Genomic DNA, 26,593 nt, shown 5'->3' on the forward strand with positions numbered 1-26,593 from the left:
CAGCGGCGTAAGGGAGGCTGCCGCGTAAAAAAGCTACCGGCCTGCCTTCTCGTCAGGGATGAAAGTGGCAGGCCGGTGGTTGAAAAAAATCAGAAGCTCACTAGAGGATATGGGCGCGGTCGGAGCGGGGGCCGGTGTAGCGGCCGTAGGTCCGGCGCTGTTTCTTCTGGCGGCGGTTGAATACCAGGAAGGCGACGGCGCCGGCCATACCGGCCCCCACTACCCACCAGGGCAGGCGGCTGGCGGCGGGTGGGGGCACCGATACCACGCCGGTTTCGTTGGCCAGGGCCGGCTCATTCACGTAGCGGCCGCGGGCCGGAATCACCTGCTCGTCGAAGTGCTGGGCCATGTCGCGCAGGCCCTGCTGCAGGGTTTCGCCGTGCATCGGGATGCCGTGCCCGGTGGCGGCCACCCGGGGTTCCAGCGCCGCCAGCAGCCGTACCGACTGCCGGGCCTGCTGCCAGTCGGGGGTAAAGTAGGCTGGCGGACCGTGTACTTCCTGCTCTTGGGTAAAGGTATACCAGCCTGATTCAGCCCGGACCGTGGTAAAGGCGTCCCCGGCAATCAGGGTGCGGTCGGCGTCACGGAAAAAAGACACGTGTCCGGCCGTATGGCCCGGTGTGTGAATCCAGCGCCAGCCCGGCAGAAACGGCACCGTGCCATCGGCCGGCAGGGCCAAGGCCCGGGAGCCTAAGTCGAGAGGCTTCTTGGGGTACAGAAACGACATGGCGGCCATAGCCCCGCCGCCTACCGTGGGGTCGGGTGGGGGATACGACGAGCGGCCCGTGATATAGGGCAGCTCCAGGGTATGGGCATACACGGGCACGTCCCATTCCTCGGCCAGCGTTTTGAGGGCACCCACGTGGTCGAAGTGGCCGTGGGTCAGCAAAATGGCGGCGGGCTTGTTGCCGTGGCCGAACAGGGCTTCGGCGGTGCGGCGCAGGCGGTCGGCCGAGCCGGGCAGGCCGGCGTCAATCAACACCCACAAACCGTTGGGAGCTGTGCCTTCGCGCACGTAGTACAGGTTGGCAAACACATTGCGCAGGCCCCAAACGCCCGGCACGACGGCCTGCAGCGAAGGGGTGGTAGCACGGGTGGCATGGTTGGTCATGAGAGCGGGGCTTTGGTGAAGAGAGAGTGGCAGAGCTAAGATCCTGGAACGAAAAGCGTAGAAGCGAAACAGGTAAAAAGGGTCGCGCCGTTACCTGGGGCAGGCGCCAGCACACTTCCAAGCGCTGAGTTCTACGTTCCCGGATTGGAAGAAAAGGGCATAGCGGTTATACTCACTTACGGGCCGGAGGTTGGCAAAAAAAGCCTTTTGCAGCCTACTGCTGAGCTTCTGGCCGGGGTGTTGAAGTCGGGGCCTCGCAGCTGCAGAGGAGTTCGGGGCGGGGCGGCGTGGTTTTGTAGTCGGGCAGCGAGACTTCCTTCATGTACACCACGTCGAGCCGCCGGAGCGGTGGGTGGGCCGGGTTTTCGTGCCAGATGCGCAGCAGGTAGTTGCAGTAGTAAGGCCGCATCCAGTTGTTTTCGACGAACAGGTAGTTTTCCGAATACTTGCGCCACCGGTCGTTTTTGAACAGCGCCACCACCGAAGCCGGCTTGGCACTGGTGCGCAGCCGGCCCCCGCGGTTCAAGTCCAGGTGCTGGCCGGTGGTGGTCGTGCCGTCGAGGATGTACCAGCCGTCGTCCTTAAACACGGCCGGGGCAAACATGCCCCAGTGCTGGTCGACGCGGAACAGGTAGCCCAGCCAGCGCAGGTGGTCCGACATATACCACTGCGGTCGGCCCAGGGCTTCCACGTTCCACCAGCACACGTACAGCAGGATCGAGCTTACCACGGCCGTGCGCACCCCGCGCAGCAGGCGCCGCCCGCCTTCCGAAACGGTCAGCGTCGACTCAATCCGGATCTGCACCGGGCTGCGCCAGGACGTGAGGCGGGTAGTATGGTGCGTAAACCGGGACGTCTGCCGCCGAAACCAGGCTTCGAGGCGGTCCATGGCCAGCGGCGGCAGCAGCGCCAGCACCGAAGCCATGTTGATCAGGAAAAACAAGCCCACGAACAACGTCAGGCTGATGCCCAGGTGGAAGCTGTACAGCACGCCCACGAACAGCAGCCGCCACCACCGAACCCCAAACGGAATAAAGAGCACGAACGGCAGCAGCAGCTCGAGATAGTAGGTAGCAAACGTGAGGAAGCGGAGCAGGCCGGGGTAAGGATAAATCAGCCGGCCCCCGGGCATCAGCACCTGATCCAAGCTCAGGGCGTAGTAGATGGCGGTGCCGTCCCGGGTCCATTCCGGCGCGCTTTTCAGCAAAGCCGTACACCAGTACACCAGTGCCAGCTGCACGATGTAGGCCAGCGTCGCGGCACTGGCGTAGGCATAGTCGACAGGCCGCTCCTTGTTCCGACTGTCAAGTGAGTACAGCCGGCCCCAGGGCAGAAACAAGCCCCAGAACAACAGCATCCGCAGCAGGTCGTCGCCGCCCTGTCCGATCAGGGGGTTGCGGTTCTGCACCGATACCAGCATCAGCCAGCAGAACAGCGTGGCGGCGCGCGTCTGCCAGCCCAGCAGCAGGGCCAGGGCCCCCAGCGCGGCCAGCAGAAACAGGATGGCCTGCACCTGCCACAGCCCGCTGATGCCGTGCAGGGTAATCTGATACGGGTTCCAGCACTGCTCGTACAGCACCGGCAGGGGCAGCACGCCCATATTGGCGTAGTGGGCTTCAAGGTCGGTGCTGCGGATAGCCAGGTCCGTCAGAATGACGGCGGCCAGCGCAATGCGCATCAAAGCCAGAGCCCGCAGGTCCAGTACAAAAGGCCGGCGAAGAACGGCAAACAGTCCGGGCATAGGCTGCTGCGGAAAGGGAATAAAGGAAGAGAAACGACGAGAGGGCGAGAAGGTCGTCATCGGGTTGATGAACGGCCTTTTCGCCCTCTCGTTTACAGCCGGCCGGTATGAAGCCGGCTAATCTGTGCTTTAGCGGGTCGTGGAGCCGCTGGTCGTGCCACTGGTAGTACCGCTGGTCGAGCCGCTGGTCGTTCCGGTAGTGGTACGGCCGGAGGTGGTGCCCGACGTAGAGCCCGAAGTGCTCATGCCGGTTGTCGAGCCGGAAGTAGAGCCGCTCGTGGTACCGGTAGTGGTCGAGCCGCTGGTGGAGCCGTAGCCACCGGTGGTCGAGCCGCTGGTGGAGCCCGACGTGGTGCCCGTGGTCGTGCTGCCGGACGTGCTCATGCTGCCCGAAGTAGCGGAGCCGGAGGTGGTGCCGCTCGTGGTGCCGTCGTTCATCGTGCCCGAGCCGCTGGTGCCCATATCGGAGCTGCTGGAGTTGGTAACCCCGGAGCCGGTCGTGCTGGCGTCATCGGTAGTGGATTCGGTGGTGCTGCAGGAGCTGGCAAACAGCGCGGTCGACAACAGGGCGCTGAGCAGGAAGCTGGACTTTTTCATAGCGTTCAGGTGAATTGGGGGTTGGGAGGGTTGTGAAAGCGCCCGTTGAGCGGCGCGGGGTGCTTTACGTGAGATATTCGAAAATTGCTACATGCCGGGCAAAAGATTCTTTAAAAACACGTTTGCGGCGGCACCGGTTAAGCGCCTTGAGAAGACAAAAGGGACGATTACCCGCTGGCAATCGTCCCTTTTCTGGGTTCACCAAAAAGCTAGGTAGCTTAGAGGCCGCCGGTCGTGCTGCCGCCGGTCGAACCGCCGCCCGTGCTGCCACCCCCGCCGGAGGTAGTGCCGCCGGCCGTCGTGCCCGACGTCGAGCCGCCCATGCCGCCACCCGACGTCGAGCCGCCAGCCGTCGTGCCGCTCGTAGACCCGCCGGCCGTGGTGCCCGAGGTTGTGCCGCTGGTGGAGCCGCCCATGCCGCTGCCGGAAGTAGAGCTGCCATCGGTAGTGCCGGAGGTAGTACCGCCAGCCGTGGTGCCCGACGTCGAGCCGCCACCCATGTCACTACCCGAGGTAGTGCCCGAAGTGGAGGCCCCGCCGGTCGAGCCCGACATGTCGCTGCCGGTCGAGCCAGCCGAGGAGGTTTCTGCGTCCATCGAGCCCCCGCCGGTAGTGTTGCTGTTGCCTGCGCCTTCCCCGTCGCCACCGCCGGTCTGGCCGTTGCCACAGGAAGCGAAGGTGAGGGAAGCGGCTGCCAGAGCAGCCATGATGGTTAGCCGAGTCGTTTTCATGGTGTTAAAGGTGAGGTTGGTTGAAAGAATAGTGCGTGATTTTGAACGCCCTATACGGGAAAGCAAGGTCGTGCAACCGTAAAAGCAGGGCCCGAATAAATACGGATTTTCACCTTGGCGGTCTACTGGTTACAAATACGGAGTACCCAAGGCAAAGCAGCCCCCGTGGCCTCCGGGTTAGTTTGGGGCAGGTTTGCCCCGTTCTTCGTCAGTCAACCAGGATTCGGAAGGCAGCCTGAACCCGACCGGGGCCGGCGCGTATTGCGGGCTGGTATCTTTTCCGCGAATACGCTGTTAGTACAGCTCCGGCCCTTCGTCTGCCCCCGCCATGACTTCTACTCCCGCTACCATTCTGTTCGACGGCGTCTGCAACCTGTGCAACGGCTTTGTGCAGTTTGTCATCAACCGCGACCCGCACGGCCGCTTCCGGTTTGCGGCTCTGCAGTCAGACGCCGGGCAGGAGCTGCTGCGGGCCCACGGTGCTTCGGCCGCGGTGGTGGCCCCCGAAACCATAATGCTGGTTGACCAGGGCCGGGTGTACTCGCACTCGGCAGCCGTGCTGCGGATTCTGCGGGGCTTGTCGGGACCCTGGCCCCTGATGTCCGCCGCCGTGGTAGTGCCGGCTTTTATCCGCGACGCCGTGTACCGCTTTGTGGCCCGGCACCGCTACCAGTGGTTTGGGCGCGAAGAGTCCTGCATGCTGCCAACCCCTGAGCTGGCCCGGCGGTTTTTGTAGTTGGTTGATTGTTGATTGCTGGTTGTTGCACGAGGCCTCGAATAATCAACAATCCGCAATTACCCACCCTGCGCGGCCAGCAGAATCTGCAGCTGCCCTTGCAGGGTAGGTACACTCCCAAAGAATCCGGCTTCAAACTCCTCCACAGCCCAGGCGGCCTGTACCACCGTGCGGGTTCCCGTGGCCGTGAGCGTAACGGCATTAGCCCGGGTGTCGTGCTGCTGACTAACCCGGGTCACGAGTCCGCGGCCTTCCAGCAGGCGCAGGATCTTGCTGGCCATCATCTTGTCGATGTGGGCGTGGGCGGCCAGGGCGACCTGGGTAACCGGTTCCCGCTGCTGGCTAAGCCAGTACGCGGCGGCCAGCACCACGAACTGGGCGTGCGTGAGGTCGAAACGGGCCAGGGCCTTTTTCAGCTCCCGCTGCCACAGGTTCGTGGCCTGCCAGAGCAGAAACCCCGGGCTGTCGTCGGGATTTTCAAATGAGAACAGAGGATTGGCGGAGCTCATCAGCAGGAAACAACAGGGTTAAAGTAGAGTCTGGGGACTGCTCTGTTGAGCAGCCTAGGCCCTTGGGGTAACTCAATCGGTCCGGAATTAGAAACCGGGTAGTGGTAAAGTGAGGCGGGGTTACCATCTTCGGGCCTGAATTGCCTGAAAAGGGCATTCCTGATCTTGGTAAACGTGTTTACTATAATCGCGGTTACTATTTTTTTGTGGGCTACTTTAGCTGCCCGCGTATTCGCTCCGACTTCCTTTTTTCTGCTATGAAAGCCCTTCAGCTCTCCGGTATCAACCAGCCCGTCGAACTCTGCGAAGTACCCACGCCGGCACCCGGGCCGGGGGAAGTGCTGATTCAGCTGCGGGCCGCTGCCTTAAACCACCGCGACGTCTGGATTCAGAAGGGGCAATACGCCGGGCTGCGCTTTCCCTGCATCCTGGGCTCCGACGGAGCCGGGGTCGTGACAGCCGTCGGGGAGGGAGCCGACCCGGCCTGGCTGGGGCAGGCGGTGGTGCTGAACCCCGGCCATAACTGGGGCCCGAACCCCGCCGCCCAGGCCAAAAGCTTTACCATCGTGGGGCTGCCGGGCCAGGGCACCTTCGCCGAGTACCTGGCGGCTCCGGCGCGCTACGTGCATGCCATGCCGGCCCACCTCACCTTTGAGCAGGCGGCAGCTTTGCCGCTCGGGGGCGTTACGGCCTACCGGGCGGTCTTTACCCGGGCCGGACTGCAAACCGGGGAGCGGGTGCTGATAACCGGCATCGGCGGGGGAGTGGCCCTGCTGGCCCTGCAGCTGGCCGTAGCCCGGGGTGCCGATGTGTGGGTTACGTCGGGCTCGGCGGCCAAGCTGGAGCGGGCAGTAGCGCTGGGAGCCCGTGGGGGCGCCAACTACCACGACGAAAACTGGGCTGCCCGGCTCACCCAGCAGGCCGGGGGACCGTTCGACGTAGTAGTGGACAGCGCCGCCGGGCCCGGCTTCAACAGCCTGCTCGACGTCGCGGCTCCCGGCGGACGCATCGTGTTCTATGGCGGCACGCTTGGGGCCATTCCCCAGGTGCCGCCGGCCAAGATCTTCTGGAAGCAGCTTTCCGTGCTGGGCTCTACGATGGGCACCGAGGAAGACTTTGCCGAACTCATGGCCCTGGTAGCCGAAAAGCAGCTGGTGCCGGTAGTAGACGAGGTGTTTGAGCTGAGCGAGGGCGAATCGGCGCTGCGCCGGCTCGATGGCGGGCAGCAGTTCGGCAAGGTGGTGCTGCGAATCAGGCAGTAGCGTTTTTCTGGTGTTCCCCGGATCGACAGCAACCCACCTTGGTAGAGCCGTAAAGTTTTTTTACTCGCTTCGCAAGTGCTTGAATAACAGTTGAATAATTTTGGTTTTTTGAGGCTGTAAAATGCCTGAAAAGGAATTTGCGGGGGGCGTTTTCTGTTTACCAATCAGCTGCAAGTAAGGACGCTGAAACGGAAGAAAACGATATGAAAAACGCTGCGGAATACCTCGAAGGACATGTTTTTGAAGCCCGTCGCCCCCGGCGCGACCTTCAGCCGGTGGTTAGCTACGATGATGCCGTGCAGGCTATTGAGCAGGCCCTGGCCGATGCCGAAAAATATAAGTATCTGCTGATGCGGGCCCTGCGCCGCCACGCCGACGACCTTAAGGCCCCGGTAACGCAGGAAGAAGCCACCATCCGGCCCATGTACCTTGACATGGCGGCCTAATCCTTGTCCTGAAACTGAACAGCAGCCCCGTGAGGGCTGCTTTTTTTATAGCCGACTGCTAAAAATCAAGTCCTGCTGCTTCAACCCGCCGCTGGTTGATTCGTAGCCTAGCCGGACCCGACTGTACTTCCTATGCCACTGCTATTTCGCTTCTGCTATTTCAGCCTAGCCTTTTTCCTGCTTTTCAGTGGTTCCGCAGCCCGGGCCCAGCGTTTTGCCGCCATTGGCGACTACGGCCAGGCCGGGCCGGCCGAGCAGGACGTGGCAACGCTGGTTAAAAGCTGGAACCCGGACTTTATCATCACCCTCGGCGACAACAACTACAACGTGGGCGACTCGTCTACCATCGACGCCAACGTGGGCCAGTACTACCACGAGTACATTGGCAACTACCGGGGGAAGTACGGCCCGGGGGCCGCTGAAAACCGCTTTTTCCCCTCGCTCGGCAACCACGATATGTATACCCGCGACGGGGAAGCCTATCTGCGCTACTTCACCCTGCCCGGCAATGAGCGGTACTACGAGTTCGTGAAGGGCGACGTGCATTTCTTTGTGCTCAACAGCTACGACTCCGAGCCTGACGGCATTAGCTCTACTTCCCGCCAGGCCCGGTGGCTGCAGCAGGAGCTGGCCGCTTCCCAGTCGCGCTGGAAGGTGGTGTACTTTCACCACGCCCCGTACTCCTCCGGTTCCCACGGCAGCACCACCACGATGCGCTGGCCTTTCCGGCAATGGGGCGCCTCAATGGTGCTGGCCGGCCACGACCACCACTTCGAGCGGCTGCGGGTCGACGGGCTGCCGTACTACGTGAACGGCCTGGGCGGGAAAAGTCTGTACTGGCTGCGCCCCCGCCCGGTAAAGGGCAGTGAGGTGCTCTACAACGCCGACTATGGCGCAATGCTGCTGCAGGCTACCCCCGATAGTCTGACGGTGCAGTTCTACACCCGCACGGGCAAGCGGATTGACTCGCACACCCTACTTCCGGGGCCGCCAAATGCAGCGGAGCTCTACCTGGTCGTGCCTAACCCGTTTCGCGAAACCACTACCGTGGAGTTTTCCCAGCCCGCATCTGGACCCGTGCAGCTGCGCGTGCTCGACGTGACGGGAAAGGTGGTAGCCCGGCTGTACGACGGCGAGCTAGGCGTGGGCAAGCACCAGATTATCTGGGAGCGGGGCAGCCTCAGGGCGGGTGTGTACTACGTGCACCTCATCAGCGGCTCGACGACTCAGGTTGCCCGGGCGGTAGCGCAGTAAGCTTTTTGTTAGACATAAGCTCTGAGTGCTTATGTCTCAACATCGAACTCTTAAAATAAGCCTTGGCCGAGGTACCGGGCCAGGTCCGCAGCCTGCTGGCGCAGCTCAGGCACGGCCGTAGATTCAAAGTAGGCTGGGCGGCGACTGGGGCCGAGAGTTGAGAAGATGGTAGAAGCCTCGCCCCGGGCGTTGATGAGGGCACCGTGCGCATCGGTTACCATGCCCAGTCGCAGGGAGTCGGAAACCAGCTGCCCGGTTTCGCGCAGCTCCCTTACCAGCGGGTCGGCAATGCGGCTGTAGTCGAGCAGGGGGCCGGTGCAGGTGATGATATGGCGGGCCGTGAGCCACTCGGTACGGGGCCCGCGGCTGATCTGCACGGCCAGGTAGCGGCTGCGGGGCAGAATCTGCCGCACCCGTCCGGCGCTCATCCGAATCTGTCCGGTGGTCAGCATATCCCGGATAATGCGGGCGTTCTGAGGCGGGCTCCGGTGGCGCAGCGTGGTCCACAGGGAAGCCAGGTGGCGCAGGAACCGGGCCTGCTCGGCTTCGGGCCACGCCGCCCAGATCTGACCCAGGTGGGGGCGGAGGGAGTCGAGTACCGCCCGCCAGTTGACGCCCTGTTCCGCCGCTAGCCGCACTTCTTCCCGCAGCACCCGCACCACGGCCCCTATGTTGGTAAGGCCGGCCAGCTTGTCGGCGTAGAAGTCGGGGTAGTGGCTATGCACGCGGCTGTGCTCCATTGGCCACCGGCCGTGCCGGGACACCACTTTAATCGGGCCCTGGTGGCCGGTAGCCCGCAAACCCAGCAGCACGTCCACCGCCGTCAGGCCCGAGCCGATGAGCAGGATGGAGTCCTGGGCCTCGATGCTTTGCAGGGCGCCCGGGGCCCAAGGGTCGGGGTGGTAGGTGGGGTGAGCCAGGTACTCGGTGGCCGGACCCGCGGGCGGCGGGGGCGGAAAGTTGCCCAAAGCCAGCACTACGCGGTGGCTGCTGATTTCCCGGCCGTTCGCGAGGCGGACCGTGGCAGTCAGGCCGTCGGCATTGACGGTAGCTCCGACGGCAGACTGGTGGTGCCAGAAGAAGCGGACGCCATTGGCGGCCGGGGCGGCCAGCAGCCCGGCCGTCAGCTCGCGCAGGTAGTCGCCGTAGGTCTGGCGGCTGCAGAACTCGCAGGCGGGCAGCTGCTTTTCCCGCAGCCAAGAAGCAAAGTGGGCGGGCTCGTCGGGAAAGGCGCTCAGGTTTTGGGTGCGCACGTTGAGCAGGTACTCGGGGCGGGCCGCTGAGTACGCCAGTCCCGGGCCGGGGGCGGGGCGGGGCTCCACCAGGTGCACGTCGCACGCGTACGGGCCGCCAGGCAGGCGCGCCAGCTGCAGCGCCACCATCGACCCGGAAAACCCGCCGCCTACAATCGTAATGGTTTGTCGCTGCACCGTGGTGGAAGTGTGTTGTACCCTGAACGAGCCCCTAAGTAAAGCAGGATTGGCAGAACGTGGCCCTGCTTGCGCCGTGGCCTACAAACGGCAAGCCCGGCCGTGGGGTTAGTACGGCCGGGCAGCAGTGAGCCGGTTTTGGCTACAAAAGGCGTGGAATAGGTTTAATAGTAGCTGCCGCTCACCAGATAGTTCTGCACGTAGTCCCGGATTCCATCCTCCAGCCGCGTGAACGGCTGCTCGTAACCGATGGTGCGCAGCTTTTGCATGTCGGCCTGGGTGTAGTACTGGTAGGTGTCGCGGATGTCCTCGGGGGTGTCCTTGAAGGTGATGTCGGCGGTACGGCCCAGGGCCTCAAACGTGTTCAGGGCCAAATCCAGGAAGGTGCGGGCCTCGCCCGAGCCCAGGTTGTAGATGCCGGAGTTCTGGCGGTGGCGCATCAGAAAGTAGCATACTTCGGCCACATCCTTCACGTACACGAAGTCACGCATCTGCCCGCCGTCAGTGTAGTCGGGATTGTGGGAGCGGAACAGCTCCATCGAGCCGGTGCGCTGAATCTGCTGGAAAGCGTGAAATATCACCGAGGCCATCCGGCCCTTGTGGTACTCGTTGGGGCCGTACACGTTGAAGAACTTCAGCCCGGCCCAGAAGAACGGCTTTTCCTCCTGCTGGATGGCCCAGTTGTCGAAGTCGTTCTTGGAGTCGCCGTACGGATTGAGCGGGCGCAGCAAGGGCAGAATAGACTCATCGTCCACGTAGCCCAGGGAGCCGGAGCCGTAGGTGGCCGCCGAGGAGGCATACACCAACGGCAGCTGGTAGCGGCAGCAGGCCTGCCACATCTGCTTGGAATAGTCGAGGTTGAGCAGGTTGAAGATTTCCACGCTCTTTTCGGTGGTGTCGGTGCGGGCGCCGAGGTGGAAGATGAACTCAACCTCCTCGTGGTGCTGGTCGAGCCAGTCGAAAAACTCGTTGCGGTCCACGTACTCCCGGAGGCGCTTGCCCTTCAGGTTGGCCAGCTTCCGCTCGACCGTGAAATTGTCTACCACCACGATGTCGTTGAAGTTGGCGGCGTTGAGACGGGTAACAAGGCCACTGGCAATAAAGCCGGCGGCTCCGGTGACGACTATCATAGGAGGTGGTATTTCAGGTTTTCAGGAGCGCGAATTACTAAAGCTAGCCGCTAGAAGTTAGCTCCCCTCCTCAGATGATGTTGCGCATCAAGCAAGGAGGGGCCGGGGGTAGTTGATACTCGTTGAATGATTGTTAGAGCTAGAATTAAATCTATAAGTCGTTCAACGCCGGTAAACCACCCCGCCCTTCGGGCACCCCTCCTTGCTTGATGCGCAACATCATCTGAGGAGGGAAACTAGCTTCTAACCCGCTCTTGAGCTTGGGTTGGGCAATAGGCTACGGGTCCAAAAGTAGAGAAAAACCCTGCTACTGCCTTTTGCCGGCGGCCGTTACCTTTGCCTATGCTTTCATCTGCCCTGCGGCGGCTCGGCGGGCTGGCCCTGCTGGCTTTGCTGGCCGCCTGCCACGCCGACCCGCCCCCCGCCACCGACCAGCCCGCTGCCCGCCGCACGCTCACCGACGACCTGGGCCGTAAGCTGAACGTGGTGAGCACGCCGCGCCGGATTATGGCGCTGGCTCCGTCGATGACCGAGATGCTGTACGCCGTGGCCGACACCGCCACCATCGTGGGTCGCACCCAGGTCTGCGACTTTCCGGCCGCGGCCCTGCGCAAGCCCGTCGTGAACAGCTACCCGCTGGATCTGGAAGGACTGGTGAAGCTTCATCCCGACATCGTCTTCACCACCGACGGCATCACCTCCCTCGACGACGCGGCCCGCCTGCAGCAGCTCGGCATTCCGGTGTACTACCAGAAGTACGACCAGGTGGCCGACGTGCTGCGCGGACTAACCGATCTGGGTCGGATTCTGGGGCGGACTGAGCAGGCCCGCCGCGTCACGGATTCGCTCGGGACGGCGCTGAAGGCGGTTCAGCAGCTGCCTAAGTCTGGCAAAGGTCCGGCGGTGCTCGCCATCACCTGGCAGGACCCGATTTACGTCTACGGGCAGAACACGCTGTTTACCGACAAGATCAGCCTGGCCGGGGGGCGGAATGCGGTGGTCGAAAAGTTTGCCCAGCCCTACCCTGCCCTCACCCGGGAGTATATTCTCCAGCTCAACCCCGACGTGCTCATCGGCGGCTCGTTCGGCAAGCTGGACAGCACCTTTTTCCGTAAATACCCCGAGCTGCGGCAAATCAAAGCCTATAAAGCGCGCCGGGTCTACGGCATTACCGGCGACCTGATGGAGCGGCCCGGCCCGCGGGTGGTGGAATCGGTGCGGGAGCTGCACCGGCTGATCGGGGCCCCGCCCGCCCCATGAGGCGCCGGCCCGGTCCCTGGATTCTGGCTTCCCTGCTGCTCCTGCTGGTGCTGCTGGTCGTGGGCCTGCGGGTAGGCTCCTTCGCGCTCGACTATGCCTTTATCGGCCGCACCCTGCTGCACTACGACCCTTCCGACCCGGCCCAGCTCGTGCTGGTGCAGCTGCGCCTGCCCCGCCTGCTGCTGGCGCTGCTGGCCGGGGCCGGGCTGGCGGTGAGCGGCTACCTGATGCAGGCCATGGTCAACAACGCCCTGGCCGACCCCTACCTGCTCGGCACAGCCTCGGGCGCTTCGCTGGGCGCCATTCTGTGCTTTGCCCTGCTGCCCGACGTGATGCTGCACGGCTTGTACCTGCCGCCAATAGCGGCGCTGGCCGGGGCGCTGGGCACCACGCTCGTGGTAGTGGCGCTGGGCACCCGGCAGGGGCGGATCATTCCGGCTCAGCTCTTGCTGGCCGGGGTAGCCCTCAGCTCCCTGACTACCTCCATCGGCGGGCTGCTCACCTTTCTGTCTACCTCCGAGGGCAAGCTGCGCACGGTCGTGTTCTGGGCGATGGGCAGCTTTGAGCGGGCCGGCTGGGACCTGCTGCCTTACCCGGCCGCGGCCCTGGCGCTGGCCCTGCTGCTGTTTGGGTTTCTGCAAAAAGATTTGTCCATCCTGCTGCTGGGGGAGGAGCGGGCTCAGGCCCTGGGCGTCGACGTGGCCCGCACCCGCTGGATTCTGGTGCTGACGGCCTCGGCGCTGACGGGCTGCGTGGTGGCGCTGTGCGGGCCCATCGGCTTTGTGGGGCTGATGGTGCCGCACCTCACCCGCTGGCTGCTGGGCGTCACGGGCCGGATGAACCTGCTGTTCTGCGCCCTGCTCGGCGGCAACTTTCTACTGGCCTGCGACCTGCTGGCCCGGGTGCTGTATCCGCCGGCCGGTTTGCCGGTGGGGCTGATTACGGCCCTGTTCGGCGTACCGTTCTTCGTATATTTGCTGCGGCGAAAAGGGTCTTAGCGTCTTGGTTGTTGGAGCCTTGGATGATGTTCAGCAGTGTTTGTACTAAACATTCTTGATTCAAACACGAAACCAAACATCTGTTATCCAAGACCCTAAGACCCCAAAAATCCAACACCTCAACGAATGATTTACGTCAGCCGGCAGGAGCACTTCAACGCCGCTCATAAGCTGCACAACCCCGCCTGGACCGATGAGCGCAACCGCGAGGTATTCGGTCCGTGCGCCAATACCAACTGGCACGGCCACAACTACGACCTGATCGTGACGGTGAAAGGCCAGCCCAATCCCGAAACCGGCTTTGTGGTCGACCTGAAGGCACTGTCCACGCTTATCCGCCGCCACATCACCGACCAGGTCGACCATAAGAACCTTAATCTCGACGTGCCCTTCATGGCCGGCAAAATGGCCAGCACCGAAAATCTGGTGGTGGCTTTCTGGGAAATCCTGGAGCGCGAGCTGCCTGGCATCACCACCGCCCGGCTCCACTGCATCAAGCTCTACGAAACGCCCCGCAACTTTGTGGAGTACTACGGTTCGTAGTTAATTAAGAATTAGGAATTAGGAATTAAGAATGGATGCGCGGACGCCTGATTTCCGCAGAATCGGTTCCTGATTGTTAAGCCTCCCGATTCTTAATTCCTAATTCTTAATTCTTAATTGAAGATGAAATACTACCTGATTGCCGGGGAGCGGTCCGGCGACCTGCACGCTTCCCACCTCATGCGGGAGCTTCGTCAGCAGGACCCGGCAGCTGAGTTCCGCTTCTGGGGCGGCGACTTTATGCAGGCCCAGGGCGGCGAGCTGGTGCGCCACTATCAGGAGATGTCCATCATGGGCTTCTGGGAGGCGGCCACCAGTGTGCTCAAGTTCCGCGGCTACCTCCGGGAGTGTGAGCGGGATATGGTGGCCTACAAGCCCGACGTAGTGATTCTGGTGGATTACGCCGGCTTCAACATGCGGGTAGCCGCGTTTGCCAAGCAGCTCGGCATCAAGGTCTTCTACTACATCTCGCCGAAAATATGGGCCTGGAACCAAAGCCGGGTGCATAAGATCAAGGCCGTTGTAGATCGGATGTTCGTGATTCTGCCCTTCGAGTCGGAGTTCTATGGCAAGTTCGACTACAAGGTCGACTACATCGGCAACCCTACCGTGGACGCGGTGGCCGAACACGTGCCCACCAATGACTTCCGGGAGCGAAACCAGATTCCGCTCGACAAGCCCATCATTGCGGTGCTGCCGGGGTCGCGCAAGCAGGAGATTGAGGAAATCCTCTACGTGATGCTGTCTATCCTGCCGCCTTTCCTGAACTACCAGTTCGTTATTGCGGCCGTGGGCAACCTCGACCCCGGCTACTACCGCAACTTCCAGCGGGGCCAGAACATCAGCATCGTCTTCGACCAGACCTACGACCTGCTTCACCACGCCGATGTGGCCATGGTTACCTCCGGCACCGCCACGCTGGAAACGGCCCTGCTCGACGTGCCCCAGGTGGTGTGCTACCGCACCAGCGCCGTGTCGTATGCCATTGGCAAGGCGGTCATCAAGGTGCCGTTTATTTCCCTGGTGAATCTGATTGCCGGCCGCGAAGTCGTAAAGGAGCTGATTCAGGGCGAATTCACGGCCCGCAACCTGGTGCAGGAACTTAAAAAGCTCACCGAAGACCCCGCCTACATAAGCCACCAGAAAGCCGGCTACGCCGAGCTGCGCGAAAAGCTTGGTCGCCATAACGCCGCCCGCAAAGCTGCCGAACTGATGGTAGGATATCTGAAAAAGTAGGGCACTTCCCTATACAGCCGTTTGCTTACCCGGCCTTCCTTTCGCGCTCTGGGGCGGGAGGAAGGCCGTTTGCATGTCAGCCCGGTGCCGGGTGGGCAAGACCGGCTATGGTCACCGGAGTTGCGTTTCGGCTGGCCAGCTTAAGTATAGTACAATTGCAGACCCAGCAGAAGGCGTTCATTCAGCGTGGTTGCCATATACATTCTGCTCAGCGGGGAGGTAAGACAGGGGAAGGTAGAATTTAATTAGGTAAAGTTTTATCCAATTTTATTGTTGATGTAATCAGTTGATAAAAAGAGTGTTGAAAAATTTTTAACGTAAAATTCAGGAATATTTTGGGAAAGGCTCGTATGAGGGCCGGTGGAGTTGGCATCTGATTTGGAAGCGCCGCTTCCCGCTTTACCACCTAAGTCAAATTCACTTTCCCACTAATATGAAACTCACAACCTCTTTCAAGAGCATCGTGGCTGCGGCCTCCCTTGCTAATTTGAGCATAGTTGCCCTTACCGTTGCTCCCGCGCTGCTGCCCTACCAGGCAATAGCCCAGACCGCCGATGCTGCAGCTCAGGCAGCGGGCATCGTGAACCGGATGGAGCAGTTGCTGGGCGGCCTGAACAACGGGCAGCGCGACGGACTGCGTCAGATTGCCAACACCTACGTGCGGGACCGGGGCCAGAATGAAGCCGGTGCCCGTACCCAGTTCGAAACCAACCTGCGCTCGGGCGCTACGGCCGAGCAGTTCCAGCTCTACCAGAACAACCGCGAGTACGTGCTCACGGGCAAGGGCCCGCGTCCGACGGAAGTACGCGGCCCGCGCACCCAGGGGGAAGCTGCCGGTGCCATTACCAACCGCTTCGAGCAGCGCTTCGGCGAGCTGCACACCAATCAGCGTGACGCCATCCGCCAGATTGCCGAGACTTACGTGCGGGACCGGGGCCAGAACGAGGCCGGTGCCCGTGGGCAGTTCGAGGCCGGGCTGAAGACCCTCGTCACGGCTGAGCAGTTCCAGCAGTACCAGAGCAACCCGGAGTTCTTCCTTAACGGCCGCGGACAGCGGACCGGAGGAACGAAAACCCAGCCTCAAACTCCGGGAGCGCTGTATCAGACTTCCGGCGAGGCCGCGGCCCAGGGCCAGAATGGAGAAAATCAGACGGCTACGGCTGCAGCTCAGGCAGCAGGTATCGTGAACCGGATGGAGCAGTTGCTGGGCGGCCTGAACAACGGGCAGCGCGACGGACTGCGTCAGATTGCCAACACCTACGTGCGGGACCGGGGCCAGAATGAAGCCGGTGCCCGTACCCAGTTCGAAACCAACCTGCGCTCGGGCGCTACGGCCGAGCAGTTCCAGCTCTACCAGAACAACCGCGAGTACGTGCTCACGGGCAAGGGCCCGCGTCCGACGGAAGTACGCGGCCCGCGCACCCAGGGGGAAGCTGCCGGTGCCATTACCAACCGCTTCGAGCAGCGCTTCGGCGAGCTGCACACCAATCAGCGTGACGCCATCCGCCAGATTGCCGAGACTTACGTGCGGGACCGGGGCCAGAACGAGGCCGGTGCCCGTGGGCAGTTCGAGGCCGGGCTGAAGACCCTCGTCACGGCTGAGCAGTTCCAGCAGTACCAGAGCAACCCGGAGTTCTTCCTCAACGGCCGCGGACAGCGGACCCGTCGCTAGACGACCGGATATTCAGAAGCAAAAAGGGGAGCCGGATTCGGCTCCCCTTTTTTATTGACTTGACCATCCAGGCAAACTGCTCTTCAGGGTTTCTGGGCTATTAGCCTCACCAGCCGGTGCGTCTCCCGGGTGAAGTCGGCCACACCCACCGGCTCCTCGTAGCGCAGAACCTGAAAGCCCGCGGCCGTGTACAGGTTCTTCAGCTCGTTGGTGGCAAATCCTACTTGCTTGCCCAGTTTGCTGCCCCATACCTGGTTCACGTCGGCGTGAAAGTTTTCGAACACCACCAGGCCGCCGGGCCGAAGTGCTTCCCAGGCCCGGGCAGCGTGGGCGTCTTCGTCGGCATAGCACAGAAGCACAAGGTCCCATTTGCTGCCCCAGTCGTAGGTAATGGTGTTCTGCTCTATCGTGGTGAGCTGCACTCCCTGCTGAGCGGCCCGCTCCCGGGCAAATGCCAGCGCCTGGTCAGCTACGTCGACGCCGGTTACCTGCCAGCCCTGCCGGGCCAGGTACAGGGCATTGCGGCCCTCGCCCATGTTCACGTCCAGCGCCGCGCCCGGGGTACGGCCGCTCACGGCGTCGACGAGCAGTGTATTTGGTTCGGGGTTAAAGCGGGTCTTTCGCCATTGCTTATCCAGAAAGGCCTGATTCCAGCGGCGGCGCTGCTCGGCCAGTTCCTGCTCGGCACTGTGTACAGTAGAAGGGGAGGAGTTCATAAGCAGAAGGTAAGGCAACCTAGGAGGCTATTGAATGCGGCGAGTACAATAGAGCAGCTTTTGGGTTAGTGAATAAGATCTTGCCGGACTTCTATGGCGCCACAAACTAAAACTACCGTCGGCGAATAACTCATTCTGCCACCTGTATGGTCACGACTAGCGTTGCTACCGCCGCTATTAGGAAGCCCCGGTGGATTGACGCGGAAAATATATGGCTTGATGTATGAAAACGGAACCATCGAAAGCCAAGCCACTAGGCAACCAGCAGGATAAAGGCAATGACCTAAACGAAATTCATAGTCGGCTATAAAAACGAAGAGGCCGGAAAGTAACGCAACTTTCCGGCCTCTCTGGCAATGTTACTCGATGTCTGCTACGCCGCGCGCAACTGCTTCAGCGGCGACTTCTCGAACTTGCTCTGGGCGTAGTCCAGGTCGATGACCAGCTCCTGCACGCCTTCCTCGGAGGGCATGTCGAACATGGCGTCGGTCATGATACTCTCGCAGATGGAGCGCAGGCCCCGGGCACCAAGGCGGTACTCGTCGGCCTTTACCACGATGTACTCCAGCGCTTCTTCCGAGAACGAAAGCTGGATGCCTTCCATCTCGAACAGGCGGTTGTACTGCTTCACGATCGAGTTCTTGGGCTCGGTCAGGATCTTGCGCAGGGTAGCGTGGTCGAGCGGGTTGAGGTGGGTGAGCACCGGCAGGCGGCCGATCAGCTCCGGAATCAGGCCGAACGCCTTCAGGTCCTGGGCCGTGACGTAGCGCAAAAAGTTCTGGGTGTCAATCTTGTCTTCCAGAATCGTCTTGGCAAAGCCGATGGGCTTGGTGTTCAGACGGTTTTTGATGATCCGGTCGATGCCCACGAAGGCGCCGCCGCAGATGAACAGGATGTTCTCGGTGTTCACCGTAATCATCTTCTGCTCGGGGTGCTTGCGGCCGCCGTGCGGGGGCACATTCACCGTAGTGCCTTCCAGCAGCTTCAGCATCGCCTGCTGCACGCCTTCGCCGCTCACGTCGCGGGTGATGCTGGGGTTGTCGCTCTTGCGGGCAATCTTGTCAATCTCGTCGATGTAAACGATGCCGCGCTCGGCCGCCTCCACGTTGTAGTCGGCCGACTGCAGCAGGCGGGTCAGGATGCTTTCCACGTCTTCGCCTACGTAGCCGGCCTCGGTCAGCACGGTGGCGTCGGCAATGCAGAAGGGAACCTGCAGGATGTTGGCCAGCATGCGGGCCAGGAAAGTCTTGCCGGTGCCGGTTTCGCCCACCATGATGATGTTGGACTTCTCAATCACTACATCATCCTTCTGGGGCTTCTGCATCAGGCGCTTGTAGTGGTTGTACACCGCTACCGACATCACCTTCTTGGCTTCGTCCTGGCCCACCACGTACTGGTCGAGGTAGTCCTTCATTTCCCGGGGCTTCACCAGGTTGAACTTCGGCGTCTTGCTGTTCGAGCGGATTTTATTTTCCTCGTTCAGAATCTGCTGGGCCTGACCTACGCACCGCTCACAGATGTGGGCGTTGATGCCGGAAATCATGACCGAGACGTCTTTTTTATTCTTGCCGCAGAAGGAACACGTGATATCTGCCATTGGGGAGGCGCTCGAAATAAGGGTAGAAGAGGGTAGCTGCCGCGAAGCAACATCAAAGGTACGAAAAGGCCAACGCCCTGCGCACGAAAAAAAGTGCCGTTCAGGTGGCTCCTTACTTTAATAGAACAAGAAGCCCGCCTTCGGGTTGCAACCGAAAGCGGGCTTCTGTCAAGTTAGTTACCGGAGAAAGCTCCGGCTGGATAAAAAGGCAGTTAAGCCGATTTTTTCTCCAGCACCTCGTCGATCAGGCCGTACTCTTTGGCCTCGTCGGCGCGCATCCAGTAGTCGCGGTCGGAGTTGTCGTGCACTTCCTGGTAGGTTTTGCCGGTGTGCTTGGCCAGGATGTCGTATAGCTCCTTCTTAAGCTTGAGGATTTCCCGGGCCGTAATTTCAATGTCCGACGACTGACCCTGCACGCCGCCCGAGGGCTGGTGAATCATCACGCGGGCATGGGGGAGGGCCGAACGCTTGTCCTTGGCACCACCGGCCAAGAGCACGGCGCCCATCGAGGCAGCCAGGCCGGTGCAGATGGTCGCCACGTCGGGGCCCACGTACTGCATGGTGTCGTAGATGCCGAGGCCGGCGTACACCGAGCCGCCAGGCGAGTTGATGTACAGCAGGATGTCCTTCTTGGCGTCAACCGACTCCAGGAACAGCATCTGCGCCGTGAGGATGTTGGCAATATAATCGTCGACGGCCGTGCCCAGGAACACGATGCGGTCCATGATCAGGCGGGAGAATACGTCGATTTCGGCAAAGCGCGTGGGGCGTTCCTCAATAACCGAGCGGGTCATGCCCGTAATCAGCTGGTTGGACTGCCCTTCGATGTGGTGCAGGTACTGGTCTACGCCCAGGCCGCTCAGGCCCTGATGCTTAACGGCAAACTTGCGGAACTCTTGTTTATTCAGCATGATGGGAAAGAAGAAGATTGGAGATGGAAGCTAGGCGAGCGGAGCAGAAAGTAGCCGGCAGGAGGATTTGGTCCTAGCTCCTGACTTCTATCTCCCGGCTCCTGTCAACAAAAAAGCCCTGACGGCAAGTAAGGGCTTTTTTGTTGGTAAGAAAACGGACGGCTAAGGTTAGCCGGCGTTCTGACTCCGGAAGTCCTCGGCCGAAATCAGGTTGTCAGTAACAACAACTTTGCCGCGCAGGTTTTCCAGTACTTTCTCTGCCAGAATGGCCTCGTACTCGTTTACGTAGTTCTTGCCGTTCTCCTGCTTGAGGTAGTTGTCGGCGAAGCTGCGCACGCTCTCGCGCAGCTCCTCGTTTACCTCGGGCAGGTTGAACTGGCCCATGATCTTGTCCATGGTGCGCTCCACGATTTCCTCGTTGCTCACCTTCAGGCCCTGGTCCTCAACTACTTTGTTGCGGATCATCGACCACTTCAGCTCCCGCTCATAGTCGCTGTAGTGCTCCTCCACCTGCTCGGGAGTGAGCTTGCCCTGGTTGGCGCGCACCAGCCATTTCTTGAAGAACTCGGTGGGTACCGAAATCGTGGTGTTGTCCACCATCTGGTCGATGATCTGACGATTCAGCAGACCCTCGGCCTCACGGTCATAGTTTTCCTGCACCGTGGCGCGGACTTTCTCGTCGAACTCCTCTTTCGAGGTCACGATGTCCTTGCCGAATACCTTGTCGAACAGCTCCTGGTCGAACTCGGGCTTGTCGGTGCGGTTGATTTTCTCCACTGTCAGCACGTACTCGCCGGTCGCGGCGCCGGCGGCGTCCTTCGACATGCCGGAGAAGTTGGCAATGGCCGATACGTCACCGCCGAAGGCGTCCTGCAGATCAAACGTGATGGTGTCGCCGGGCTTCACGCCCACAAACCTCTCCACGCCGTTCTTCACCTTGTTGATGGGCAGCAGCACGGTCTGCTCGGTGTCGGCGTCGGCCTTCTTGAGCTTACCGTACAGGTAGTCACCGGCTTCCGACGTTTCGGGGTTGGTGCTCTGGCCAAACTGACGGCCGATCTGGTCGTAGGTTTCCTGCAGCGTGGTTTCATCAACGCTCACCTGGTGGCGGTTCACTTTCAGGGCCTGGTCGGCGGGCAGCTCGAAGTCGGGCAGCAAACCCAGCTCAAACTTGAAGTCGAAGTCCTTGTCCGTGTCGAAGTTGACGGTGCTGTCAACCGGCAGGGGCTCACCCAGGATCTTGATGTTGTTTTCCTTGATGTAGCCGTCCACGGCCTTGCCCAGCATGCCGTTGATTTCTTCCACCAGCAGGCTCTTGCCGTACATCTTGCGGACCAGCGCGGCCGGTACTTTGCCCGGGCGGAACCCTTTGATCTGCGCTTTCTTGCTGTATTCCTTGATCTTCTCGTCCACTGCCTGGCCGTAGTCGGCTTCGGTCAGGTGTACTGTCAGGATGGCACTAAGCTGGTCGTCGTTTTTGTCGAGGGTAATGTCCAAAACGGGGCGTTGGTTAAGGGTAAACAAAAAGTGGCGCGAGGTTCGGGCTGGTCCGGGACCGGCCACGGGGCCCTGGCAGAAAAAGAAACCCCCAACGGGTGGGTTGAGGGCTCAGGTACTGTTTTTACGCTGTAAAATAGTGCGGATGGAGGGACTCGAACCCACACGCCTTGCGGCACCAGATCCTAAGTCTGGCACGTCTACCAATTTCGCCACATCCGCCGCAAGGCCTTTTGCCTCGGGGGCGCAAAGCTACACAAGCAGCCGGGAATATCAAACGCCGGCCCGCTGATTGCTTGGAAACCAGAGCGGCCCGCGCCGCACACTTCCGAAACCCCGGCCTAACTCAACCTTTTCCGGCGCGGGCGTTGTTACAAACCTGAACCCGGCATCGTACTTTAGCAGATATTGACTGCGGCCTTTGTGCCGCCCCGTGCCCATGGCTACTCTGATTGACCCCGAAGTTGAACGCAACGAGATTCTGCGGCATTACCGCCGCCTGCTGCGCACTGCCAAGCCATTTTTGCAGGGCAACGATGCCAAGCTGATCAAGAAAGCCTTTAACACGTCCCTCGAAGCGCACAAGGACATGCGCCGCAAGTCGGGGGAGCCCTACATCCTGCACCCGCTGGCCGTGGCGCAGATTGCCGTCGAGGAAATCGGGCTGGGCACCACCAGCATCGTGGCGGCTTTGCTGCACGACGTGGTGGAAGACACGCCCTGGGAAATTTCCGACGTGGAGCGGGAGTTTGGCCCCCGGGTCGCGCAGATTGTGGACGGGCTGACCAAGATTTCCGGGGTGTTCGAGTACGGTACCTCCGAGCAGGCCGAGAACTTCCGCAAGATGTTGCTGACGTTGTCGGAGGACGTGCGCGTGATCCTGATCAAGATTGCCGACCGTCTGCACAACATGCGGACCCTGGACTCGATGCCCCGGCACAAGCAGCTCAAGATTGCCTCCGAAACCATCTACCTCTACGCCCCGCTGGCCCACCGCCTCGGCCTCTACGCCATTAAGAGCGAGCTGGAGGACCTGTACCTGAAGTACACCGACACCGAGGTCTACAAGGAGCTGGTCAACAAGGTCCGGCAGAGCCGCAGCGCCCGCAACCGCTTTATCAAGGACTTCGTCACGCCCATCGACGAGGAGTTGAACGCCCAGGGCTTCGGCTTCGAAATCAAGGGGCGGCCCAAGTCCATCTACTCCATCCTGCGCAAGATGCGCAAGCAGAATATCACCTTCGATGAGGTGTACGACCTGTTTGCCATCCGCATCATTCTCGACGTGCCCCAGGAGCAGGAAAAGGCGGCCTGCTGGCAGGTGTATTCCATTGTCACCGACTACTACCAGCCCAACCCCGACCGCCTGCGCGACTGGGTGAGCACGCCCAAGGCCAACGGCTACGAAAGCCTGCACACCACCGTCATGTCGCGCTCCGGGCAGTGGGTGGAGGTGCAGATCCGCTCCCGCCGCATGGACGACATTGCCGAGAAAGGCTACGCGGCCCACTGGAAATACAAGGACACCGGCTCGGTGCAGCCCGAGTCCAGCCTCGAGGCCTGGATTATGAAGGTGCGGGAGATGCTGGAAACGAATAATTCCAGCGCCCTGGAGTTCATGGACGAGTTCCGCCAGAACCTGTTCGTGAAAGAGGTGTACGCCTTTACGCCCAAGGGCAAGCTCATTATCCTGCCCGACAAGGCCACGGCCCTCGACTTTGCGTTTGAAATTCACTCCCAGATCGGCCTGCAGTGTCTCGGGGCCAAGGTCAACCAGAAGCTTGAGCCGCTGAGCTACCAGCTGCGCAACGGCGACCAGGTTGAAATCCTCACGTCCCAGAAGCAGCGGCCCACCGAGGAATGGCTGAAGTACGTCATCACCTCCAAGGCCCGCACCAAGATCAAGGAGTACCTGCGCGACGACAAGCGCACCAAGGCCGAAGATGGCCGCTTCCTCGTGGAAAAGCGCCTGCAGATGCTGGGCGTAGAGCTGACGTCCGACAACCTAAACCGGATGCTGGCCCACTTCAACGTGGCCCACCAGCAGGAGTTCTTTTACCGCCTGGCCATCGGGCAGATCGACGGGCGGGAAATCAAGGAAAGCATGTTCGACCCCAGCGTCCCGGCGCCCAAGCTGCCGTCGATGCTGGAGCCCAAGGCGTTTGACCAGGAAGTGCAGAAAATCCGGGGCGTCCGGGCCGATATGCTCGTCATCGGGGAGCACACCAACAAGTTCGACTACACTATCGCGCCCTGCTGCAACCCGATTCCCGGCGACGACGTGTTCGGCTTCGAAACCGAGGCCGGCATCGTGATTCACCGCACGTCCTGCCCCAAGGCCGTGGAGATGATGTCGAACTACGGCAACCGCATCGTGCGCGCCAAGTGGACCGATCAGCTGGAGCTAGCGTTCCTGGCCGGCATCCGCATCAAGGGCTCCGACCGCGTGGGCCTCGTCAACGACGTGACGCGGATTATCTCCAACAGCCTCAAGGTAAACATGCGCTCCATCACCATTGATTCGGACGACGGCATCTTCGAAGGCCAGATTATGGTGTTCGTCAACGATACCGACCACCTGCAGAAGATGATTCAGCGCCTGTCCAAAGTCAACGGCGTGCTGCTGGTCGAGCGGTTCGATACCTGATCTGCTGGGCTGCGCGAAAAGCTTGGTTACAGGCTCGTTTGGGCTGGTTCAGGGATTGAAAAGCAGGGGAGGAAGAGCTGCTTTTTTAGATAGGTTCTTAGAAGTCCTAGGGCGTCCTAGGTGGTACAAAAGATTGGCAGGAGCAGGTTAGGGCCGGGTGAACTGTTCCGGTGAAGCGGTGTTTGTGCTCTATTCCTTTAGTACCTTTGTTACTCCTTATATATAAGGTTACCGAATGCTCGATCCCGAGAAGTTTGCCGAGGTGAAAAAGATCTTCACCGCCTACCTGGAAAACAAAGGCCTGCGCAAGACCTCCGAGCGCTACGCCATCCTGGAAGAAATCTACGCCCGCTCCGGTCACTTCGACGTAGAAGAGCTGTTTGCCGGCATGAAGGCGCAGGGGCTGCAGGTCAGCCGGGCGACGGTCTACAACACGCTTGATCTGTTGGTCGAGCATGGCCTGGTCAGCAAGCACCAGTTTGGCCGCAACCTCGCCCAGTACGAGAAATCCTACGGCTACCGGCAGCACGACCACGTCATCTGTACCGAGTGCCACAAGGTGGTGGAGTTCTGCGACCCCCGTATTCACGGCATCCAGACCATGGTCGGCGACCTTTTGAATTTCCATATCTTGCACCACTCTTTAAATCTATACGGCATCTGCGGCGACTGCCGCGCGAAAGCTGCCCGCATAGCAAGCGAATGAAAACAGAATCTACCGTCCGCAACGGCATCCTCAGCATTACCCTGACCGGCGACCTTATCGGCAGCCCCGACACCCAGCAGCTTCTGCAAACGGCCAACGACCACCTCGGCGAGTCCGTGATGCTTTGCACCGTGGACCTTTCGGGAGTGCGCTACATCAACAGCACCGGTATCGGCATGCTGGTTTCCCTGCTCACCAAGTTCCGGAGCCGGGGCGGGGAGCTGGTTTTGATTAACCCCGCCGACCACCCCCGCAAAATGCTGGCCTTGACCAAGCTCAACGCCATTTTCACCATCGCAGAAAACGAATCGGCCGCCGCCGATTTACTTAAAGCTTCGAGCTAATGCCGGTAGATGTTCTGGTAGGATTACAGTGGGGAGACGAGGGGAAGGGTAAGATTGTCGACGTATTGGCGCCTACCTACGACGTAGTGGCCCGCTTTCAGGGCGGCCCCAACGCGGGCCATACCCTCACCTTCGACGGCATCAAGCACGTCCTGCACCAGGTCCCGTCGGGTATTTTTCACGCCCACATCCTTAATGTAGTCGGTAATGGGGTCGTTCTCGACCCCTTTGTTTTTCGCACCGAGCTGCAAAAGCTTACCGATAGGGGAGTGGACTGGTCCCGGAACCTCTATATCTCCAAGAAGGCCCAGCTGATCCTGCCTTCGCACCGCTCCCTTGACCGGATTTCCGAGGAAGCCCGGGGCGGGGACCGGATTGGCTCCACGCTGAAAGGCATTGGCCCCACGTATCAGGATAAGGTTGGCCGCGCCGGCCTACGGGTAGGCGACATTCTGCTGCCTGATTTCAAGCAGCGCTACCAGGATACCGTAGCCCGCCACGCCCAGCTGGCGTCGTTTCACGGGCGGGAGCTGGATATTGCCGCTGAAGAAGAGAACTTCTTTTCCGCCGTCGAGTTCCTGCGCGGCTTGCAGCTCACCGATACCGAATACCTGCTCAACGACCTGCTCAACCAGGGCAAGCGGATTCTGGCCGAGGGCGCTCAGGGCTCTTTGCTCGACATCGACTTCGGTACCTATCCGTTCGTGACGTCTTCAAGCACCGTTGTTGCCGGTGCCTGCACCGGCCTGGGCATTGCCCCCCGTCATATCGATAAGGTATACGGTATCACCAAGGCGTACTGTACCCGCGTGGGCAGCGGGCCGTTTCCCACCGAGCTGCATGATGAAGTAGGGGAGCAGATCCGCCAGGCCGGACGGGAGTTCGGTTCCACCACCGGCCGTCCGCGCCGCTGCGGCTGGATTGACCTACCGGCTCTGCGCTACAGTATTATGCTGAACGGGGTCACCGAGCTACATCTGATGAAGGCCGACGTGCTCGACGAATTCGCCGAAATCAACGTCTGCACGCACTACCGTACGGCCGATGGGCAGCAGACCGAGCAGTTTCCGGACCTGGCCGGACTCCAGGAAGCTGCGCCGGTGTATACCGCTTTGCCCGGCTGGCAGCAGAATCTGAATCTGGTAACCGACCATGAACAGCTGCCGGCTCCCTTGCTGAGCTACGTGCAATTTCTTGAAAGTCAGCTGCAAGTGCCGGTCCGCATCGTCAGCGTAGGCCCCGACCGGGTGAGCACGCTCCACCTCAACTAAAAAAATCCTGGGTCAGGTCTTGCTTTTGCCTGGCCCAGGATAGTACCTTTGTCATCCTGATTCGGCAAAAGGCTAGCCAGGAAGTGCGAAACGAAAACTTTTTTCATCCAGCCCTTGCAATCGTCAGAATCACCTTCTACTTTTGCACTCCCAATCCGAAACGCGGTGCGGAAAAAAGACATCAACGTCTTTGAACTTCTTTCCCGGGATGGTTTGTTAAGCCCACTGTCAACGAAGCGCAATCTTCA

Annotated in this window: 24 protein-coding genes and 1 tRNA gene; 13 read left to right on the forward strand and 12 right to left on the reverse strand. The window is 60.9% G+C overall.

Annotated features, from left to right (window positions below):
• Positions 1-100: 100 nt before the first annotated feature.
• The 4 genes from LJY25_RS12050 to LJY25_RS12065 form a co-directional block, all read right to left on the reverse strand.
• The gene (locus LJY25_RS12050; RefSeq protein WP_227608593.1) at positions 101-1,111 is read right to left on the reverse strand and encodes an MBL fold metallo-hydrolase; all 1,011 of its coding nucleotides are present in this window, start codon (positions 1,109-1,111) and stop codon (positions 101-103) included.
• Between the two features lie 214 nt (positions 1,112-1,325).
• Positions 1,326-2,852 (reverse strand): HTTM domain-containing protein, encoded by a 1,527-nt coding sequence (locus LJY25_RS12055; protein WP_227608594.1) that lies wholly within the window; start codon positions 2,850-2,852, stop codon positions 1,326-1,328.
• A gap of 129 nt (positions 2,853-2,981) precedes the next feature.
• Entirely contained in the window at positions 2,982-3,449 is a 468-nt protein-coding gene (locus LJY25_RS12060) for a hypothetical protein (RefSeq protein ID WP_227608595.1), read from the reverse strand.
• A gap of 218 nt (positions 3,450-3,667) precedes the next feature.
• Complete coding sequence (locus tag LJY25_RS12065) at positions 3,668-4,180, reverse strand: hypothetical protein (RefSeq protein WP_227608596.1); 513 nt, start codon at positions 4,178-4,180, stop codon at positions 3,668-3,670.
• Positions 4,181-4,508: 328 nt separating this feature from the next.
• Here LJY25_RS12065 and LJY25_RS12070 point away from each other — a divergent pair, with 328 nt between their 5' ends.
• Positions 4,509-4,916, forward strand: a complete 408-nt coding sequence (locus LJY25_RS12070; RefSeq protein WP_227608597.1) for a thiol-disulfide oxidoreductase DCC family protein — start codon at positions 4,509-4,511, stop codon at positions 4,914-4,916.
• 59 nt (positions 4,917-4,975) lie between these two features.
• On the opposite strand, the gene LJY25_RS12075 is transcribed toward LJY25_RS12070, so the two are convergent.
• Positions 4,976-5,425, reverse strand: a complete 450-nt coding sequence (locus tag LJY25_RS12075) for a MarR family winged helix-turn-helix transcriptional regulator (protein ID WP_227608598.1) — start codon at positions 5,423-5,425, stop codon at positions 4,976-4,978.
• A gap of 257 nt (positions 5,426-5,682) precedes the next feature.
• Between LJY25_RS12075 and LJY25_RS12080 the strand changes: the two genes are divergently transcribed.
• From LJY25_RS12080 to LJY25_RS12090, 3 genes are all read left to right on the forward strand, one after another.
• Entirely contained in the window at positions 5,683-6,687 is a 1,005-nt protein-coding gene (locus tag LJY25_RS12080) for a zinc-binding dehydrogenase (protein ID WP_227608599.1), read from the forward strand.
• Between the two features lie 203 nt (positions 6,688-6,890).
• Positions 6,891-7,133: a hypothetical protein gene (locus LJY25_RS12085; RefSeq protein WP_227608600.1), complete on the forward strand. Its 243-nt coding sequence runs from the start codon at positions 6,891-6,893 to the stop codon at positions 7,131-7,133.
• A 132-nt stretch (positions 7,134-7,265) separates the two neighbouring features.
• Positions 7,266-8,387 carry a metallophosphoesterase gene (locus LJY25_RS12090; protein ID WP_227608601.1) on the forward strand — a complete coding sequence of 374 codons (1,122 nt, stop codon included), beginning with the start codon at positions 7,266-7,268 and terminating at the stop codon, positions 8,385-8,387.
• A gap of 50 nt (positions 8,388-8,437) precedes the next feature.
• Here LJY25_RS12090 and LJY25_RS12095 read toward each other — a convergent pair whose 3' ends face one another.
• Both LJY25_RS12095 and rfaD read right to left on the reverse strand, forming a co-directional pair.
• Positions 8,438-9,817: an FAD/NAD(P)-binding protein gene (locus tag LJY25_RS12095; RefSeq protein WP_227608602.1), complete on the reverse strand. Its 1,380-nt coding sequence runs from the start codon at positions 9,815-9,817 to the stop codon at positions 8,438-8,440.
• A gap of 164 nt (positions 9,818-9,981) precedes the next feature.
• The gene (gene rfaD / locus LJY25_RS12100; RefSeq protein WP_227608603.1) at positions 9,982-10,947 is read right to left on the reverse strand and encodes an ADP-glyceromanno-heptose 6-epimerase; all 966 of its coding nucleotides are present in this window, start codon (positions 10,945-10,947) and stop codon (positions 9,982-9,984) included.
• A gap of 342 nt (positions 10,948-11,289) precedes the next feature.
• Between rfaD and LJY25_RS12105 the strand changes: the two genes are divergently transcribed.
• From LJY25_RS12105 to LJY25_RS12125, 5 genes are all read left to right on the forward strand, one after another.
• Positions 11,290-12,207: an ABC transporter substrate-binding protein gene (locus LJY25_RS12105; RefSeq protein WP_227608604.1), complete on the forward strand. Its 918-nt coding sequence runs from the start codon at positions 11,290-11,292 to the stop codon at positions 12,205-12,207.
• The gene (locus tag LJY25_RS12110) at positions 12,204-13,205 is read left to right on the forward strand and encodes a FecCD family ABC transporter permease (protein ID WP_227608605.1); all 1,002 of its coding nucleotides are present in this window, start codon (positions 12,204-12,206) and stop codon (positions 13,203-13,205) included. Before LJY25_RS12105 ends, LJY25_RS12110 begins: the two co-directional genes overlap by 4 nt.
• A gap of 126 nt (positions 13,206-13,331) precedes the next feature.
• Positions 13,332-13,748, forward strand: a complete 417-nt coding sequence (locus tag LJY25_RS12115) for a 6-pyruvoyl trahydropterin synthase family protein (protein ID WP_227608606.1) — start codon at positions 13,332-13,334, stop codon at positions 13,746-13,748.
• A gap of 123 nt (positions 13,749-13,871) precedes the next feature.
• Positions 13,872-14,984 (forward strand): lipid-A-disaccharide synthase, encoded by a 1,113-nt coding sequence (lpxB, locus tag LJY25_RS12120; RefSeq protein ID WP_227608607.1) that lies wholly within the window; start codon positions 13,872-13,874, stop codon positions 14,982-14,984.
• A gap of 433 nt (positions 14,985-15,417) precedes the next feature.
• Complete coding sequence (locus tag LJY25_RS12125) at positions 15,418-16,656, forward strand: hypothetical protein (RefSeq protein WP_227608608.1); 1,239 nt, start codon at positions 15,418-15,420, stop codon at positions 16,654-16,656.
• Between the two features lie 83 nt (positions 16,657-16,739).
• Here LJY25_RS12125 and LJY25_RS12130 read toward each other — a convergent pair whose 3' ends face one another.
• The 5 genes from LJY25_RS12130 to LJY25_RS12150 form a co-directional block, all read right to left on the reverse strand.
• Positions 16,740-17,372 (reverse strand): class I SAM-dependent methyltransferase, encoded by a 633-nt coding sequence (locus tag LJY25_RS12130; protein ID WP_227608609.1) that lies wholly within the window; start codon positions 17,370-17,372, stop codon positions 16,740-16,742.
• A 373-nt stretch (positions 17,373-17,745) separates the two neighbouring features.
• Positions 17,746-18,969: an ATP-dependent Clp protease ATP-binding subunit ClpX gene (gene clpX, locus LJY25_RS12135; protein WP_227608610.1), complete on the reverse strand. Its 1,224-nt coding sequence runs from the start codon at positions 18,967-18,969 to the stop codon at positions 17,746-17,748.
• Between the two features lie 212 nt (positions 18,970-19,181).
• Positions 19,182-19,880 carry a ClpP family protease gene (locus LJY25_RS12140; protein WP_262908749.1) on the reverse strand — a complete coding sequence of 233 codons (699 nt, stop codon included), beginning with the start codon at positions 19,878-19,880 and terminating at the stop codon, positions 19,182-19,184.
• Between the two features lie 168 nt (positions 19,881-20,048).
• Positions 20,049-21,377, reverse strand: a complete 1,329-nt coding sequence (gene tig / locus LJY25_RS12145) for a trigger factor (RefSeq protein ID WP_227608611.1) — start codon at positions 21,375-21,377, stop codon at positions 20,049-20,051.
• Between the two features lie 140 nt (positions 21,378-21,517).
• A tRNA-Leu gene (locus LJY25_RS12150) sits at positions 21,518-21,599 on the reverse strand.
• 217 nt (positions 21,600-21,816) lie between these two features.
• Here LJY25_RS12150 and LJY25_RS12155 point away from each other — a divergent pair.
• The 4 genes from LJY25_RS12155 to LJY25_RS12170 all read left to right on the forward strand — a co-directional run bounded on the left by LJY25_RS12155 (position 21,817) and on the right by LJY25_RS12170 (position 26,345).
• Entirely contained in the window at positions 21,817-24,024 is a 2,208-nt protein-coding gene (locus LJY25_RS12155) for a RelA/SpoT family protein (RefSeq protein WP_227608612.1), read from the forward strand.
• Positions 24,025-24,259: 235 nt separating this feature from the next.
• Positions 24,260-24,730 carry a Fur family transcriptional regulator gene (locus tag LJY25_RS12160; RefSeq protein WP_227608613.1) on the forward strand — a complete coding sequence of 157 codons (471 nt, stop codon included), beginning with the start codon at positions 24,260-24,262 and terminating at the stop codon, positions 24,728-24,730.
• The gene (locus tag LJY25_RS12165) at positions 24,727-25,074 is read left to right on the forward strand and encodes an STAS domain-containing protein (protein WP_227608614.1); all 348 of its coding nucleotides are present in this window, start codon (positions 24,727-24,729) and stop codon (positions 25,072-25,074) included. Before LJY25_RS12160 ends, LJY25_RS12165 begins: the two co-directional genes overlap by 4 nt.
• On the forward strand, positions 25,074-26,345 hold the full coding sequence (locus LJY25_RS12170) for an adenylosuccinate synthase (RefSeq protein WP_227608615.1): 1,272 nt from the start codon (positions 25,074-25,076) through the stop codon (positions 26,343-26,345). The genes LJY25_RS12165 and LJY25_RS12170 overlap by 1 nt, the downstream gene beginning before the upstream one ends.
• Positions 26,346-26,593: the final 248 nt, after the last annotated feature.

It is taken from the genome of Hymenobacter translucens, assembly GCF_020685205.1.
GTDB lineage: Bacteria > Bacteroidota > Bacteroidia > Cytophagales > Hymenobacteraceae > Hymenobacter > Hymenobacter translucens.

Bases quoted from the DNA above. Each gene is read 5' to 3' on its own strand.
- LJY25_RS12060 (WP_227608595.1), bottom strand. From the start codon at position 3,449: ATGAAAAAGTCCAGCTTCCTGCTCAGCGCCCTGTTGTCGACCGCGCTG.
- lpxB (WP_227608607.1), top strand. From the start codon at position 13,872: ATGAAATACTACCTGATTGCCGGGGAGCGGTCCGGCGACCTGCACGCT.
- LJY25_RS12170 (WP_227608615.1), top strand. From the start codon at position 25,074: ATGCCGGTAGATGTTCTGGTAGGATTACAGTGGGGAGACGAGGGGAAG.
- LJY25_RS12140 (WP_262908749.1), bottom strand. From the start codon at position 19,880: ATGCTGAATAAACAAGAGTTCCGCAAGTTTGCCGTTAAGCATCAGGGC.
- LJY25_RS12110 (WP_227608605.1), top strand. From the start codon at position 12,204: ATGAGGCGCCGGCCCGGTCCCTGGATTCTGGCTTCCCTGCTGCTCCTG.
- LJY25_RS12125 (WP_227608608.1), top strand. From the start codon at position 15,418: ATGAAACTCACAACCTCTTTCAAGAGCATCGTGGCTGCGGCCTCCCTT.
- rfaD (WP_227608603.1), bottom strand. From the start codon at position 10,947: ATGATAGTCGTCACCGGAGCCGCCGGCTTTATTGCCAGTGGCCTTGTT.
- LJY25_RS12085 (WP_227608600.1), top strand. From the start codon at position 6,891: ATGAAAAACGCTGCGGAATACCTCGAAGGACATGTTTTTGAAGCCCGT.
- LJY25_RS12055 (WP_227608594.1), bottom strand. From the start codon at position 2,852: ATGCCCGGACTGTTTGCCGTTCTTCGCCGGCCTTTTGTACTGGACCTG.
- LJY25_RS12105 (WP_227608604.1), top strand. From the start codon at position 11,290: ATGCTTTCATCTGCCCTGCGGCGGCTCGGCGGGCTGGCCCTGCTGGCT.
- LJY25_RS12050 (WP_227608593.1), bottom strand. From the start codon at position 1,111: ATGACCAACCATGCCACCCGTGCTACCACCCCTTCGCTGCAGGCCGTC.
- LJY25_RS12065 (WP_227608596.1), bottom strand. From the start codon at position 4,180: ATGAAAACGACTCGGCTAACCATCATGGCTGCTCTGGCAGCCGCTTCC.
- LJY25_RS12155 (WP_227608612.1), top strand. From the start codon at position 21,817: ATGGCTACTCTGATTGACCCCGAAGTTGAACGCAACGAGATTCTGCGG.
- LJY25_RS12070 (WP_227608597.1), top strand. From the start codon at position 4,509: ATGACTTCTACTCCCGCTACCATTCTGTTCGACGGCGTCTGCAACCTG.
- LJY25_RS12080 (WP_227608599.1), top strand. From the start codon at position 5,683: ATGAAAGCCCTTCAGCTCTCCGGTATCAACCAGCCCGTCGAACTCTGC.
- LJY25_RS12165 (WP_227608614.1), top strand. From the start codon at position 24,727: ATGAAAACAGAATCTACCGTCCGCAACGGCATCCTCAGCATTACCCTG.
- LJY25_RS12160 (WP_227608613.1), top strand. From the start codon at position 24,260: ATGCTCGATCCCGAGAAGTTTGCCGAGGTGAAAAAGATCTTCACCGCC.
- clpX (WP_227608610.1), bottom strand. From the start codon at position 18,969: ATGGCAGATATCACGTGTTCCTTCTGCGGCAAGAATAAAAAAGACGTC.
- LJY25_RS12075 (WP_227608598.1), bottom strand. From the start codon at position 5,425: ATGAGCTCCGCCAATCCTCTGTTCTCATTTGAAAATCCCGACGACAGC.
- LJY25_RS12130 (WP_227608609.1), bottom strand. From the start codon at position 17,372: ATGAACTCCTCCCCTTCTACTGTACACAGTGCCGAGCAGGAACTGGCC.
- LJY25_RS12115 (WP_227608606.1), top strand. From the start codon at position 13,332: ATGATTTACGTCAGCCGGCAGGAGCACTTCAACGCCGCTCATAAGCTG.
- LJY25_RS12090 (WP_227608601.1), top strand. From the start codon at position 7,266: ATGCCACTGCTATTTCGCTTCTGCTATTTCAGCCTAGCCTTTTTCCTG.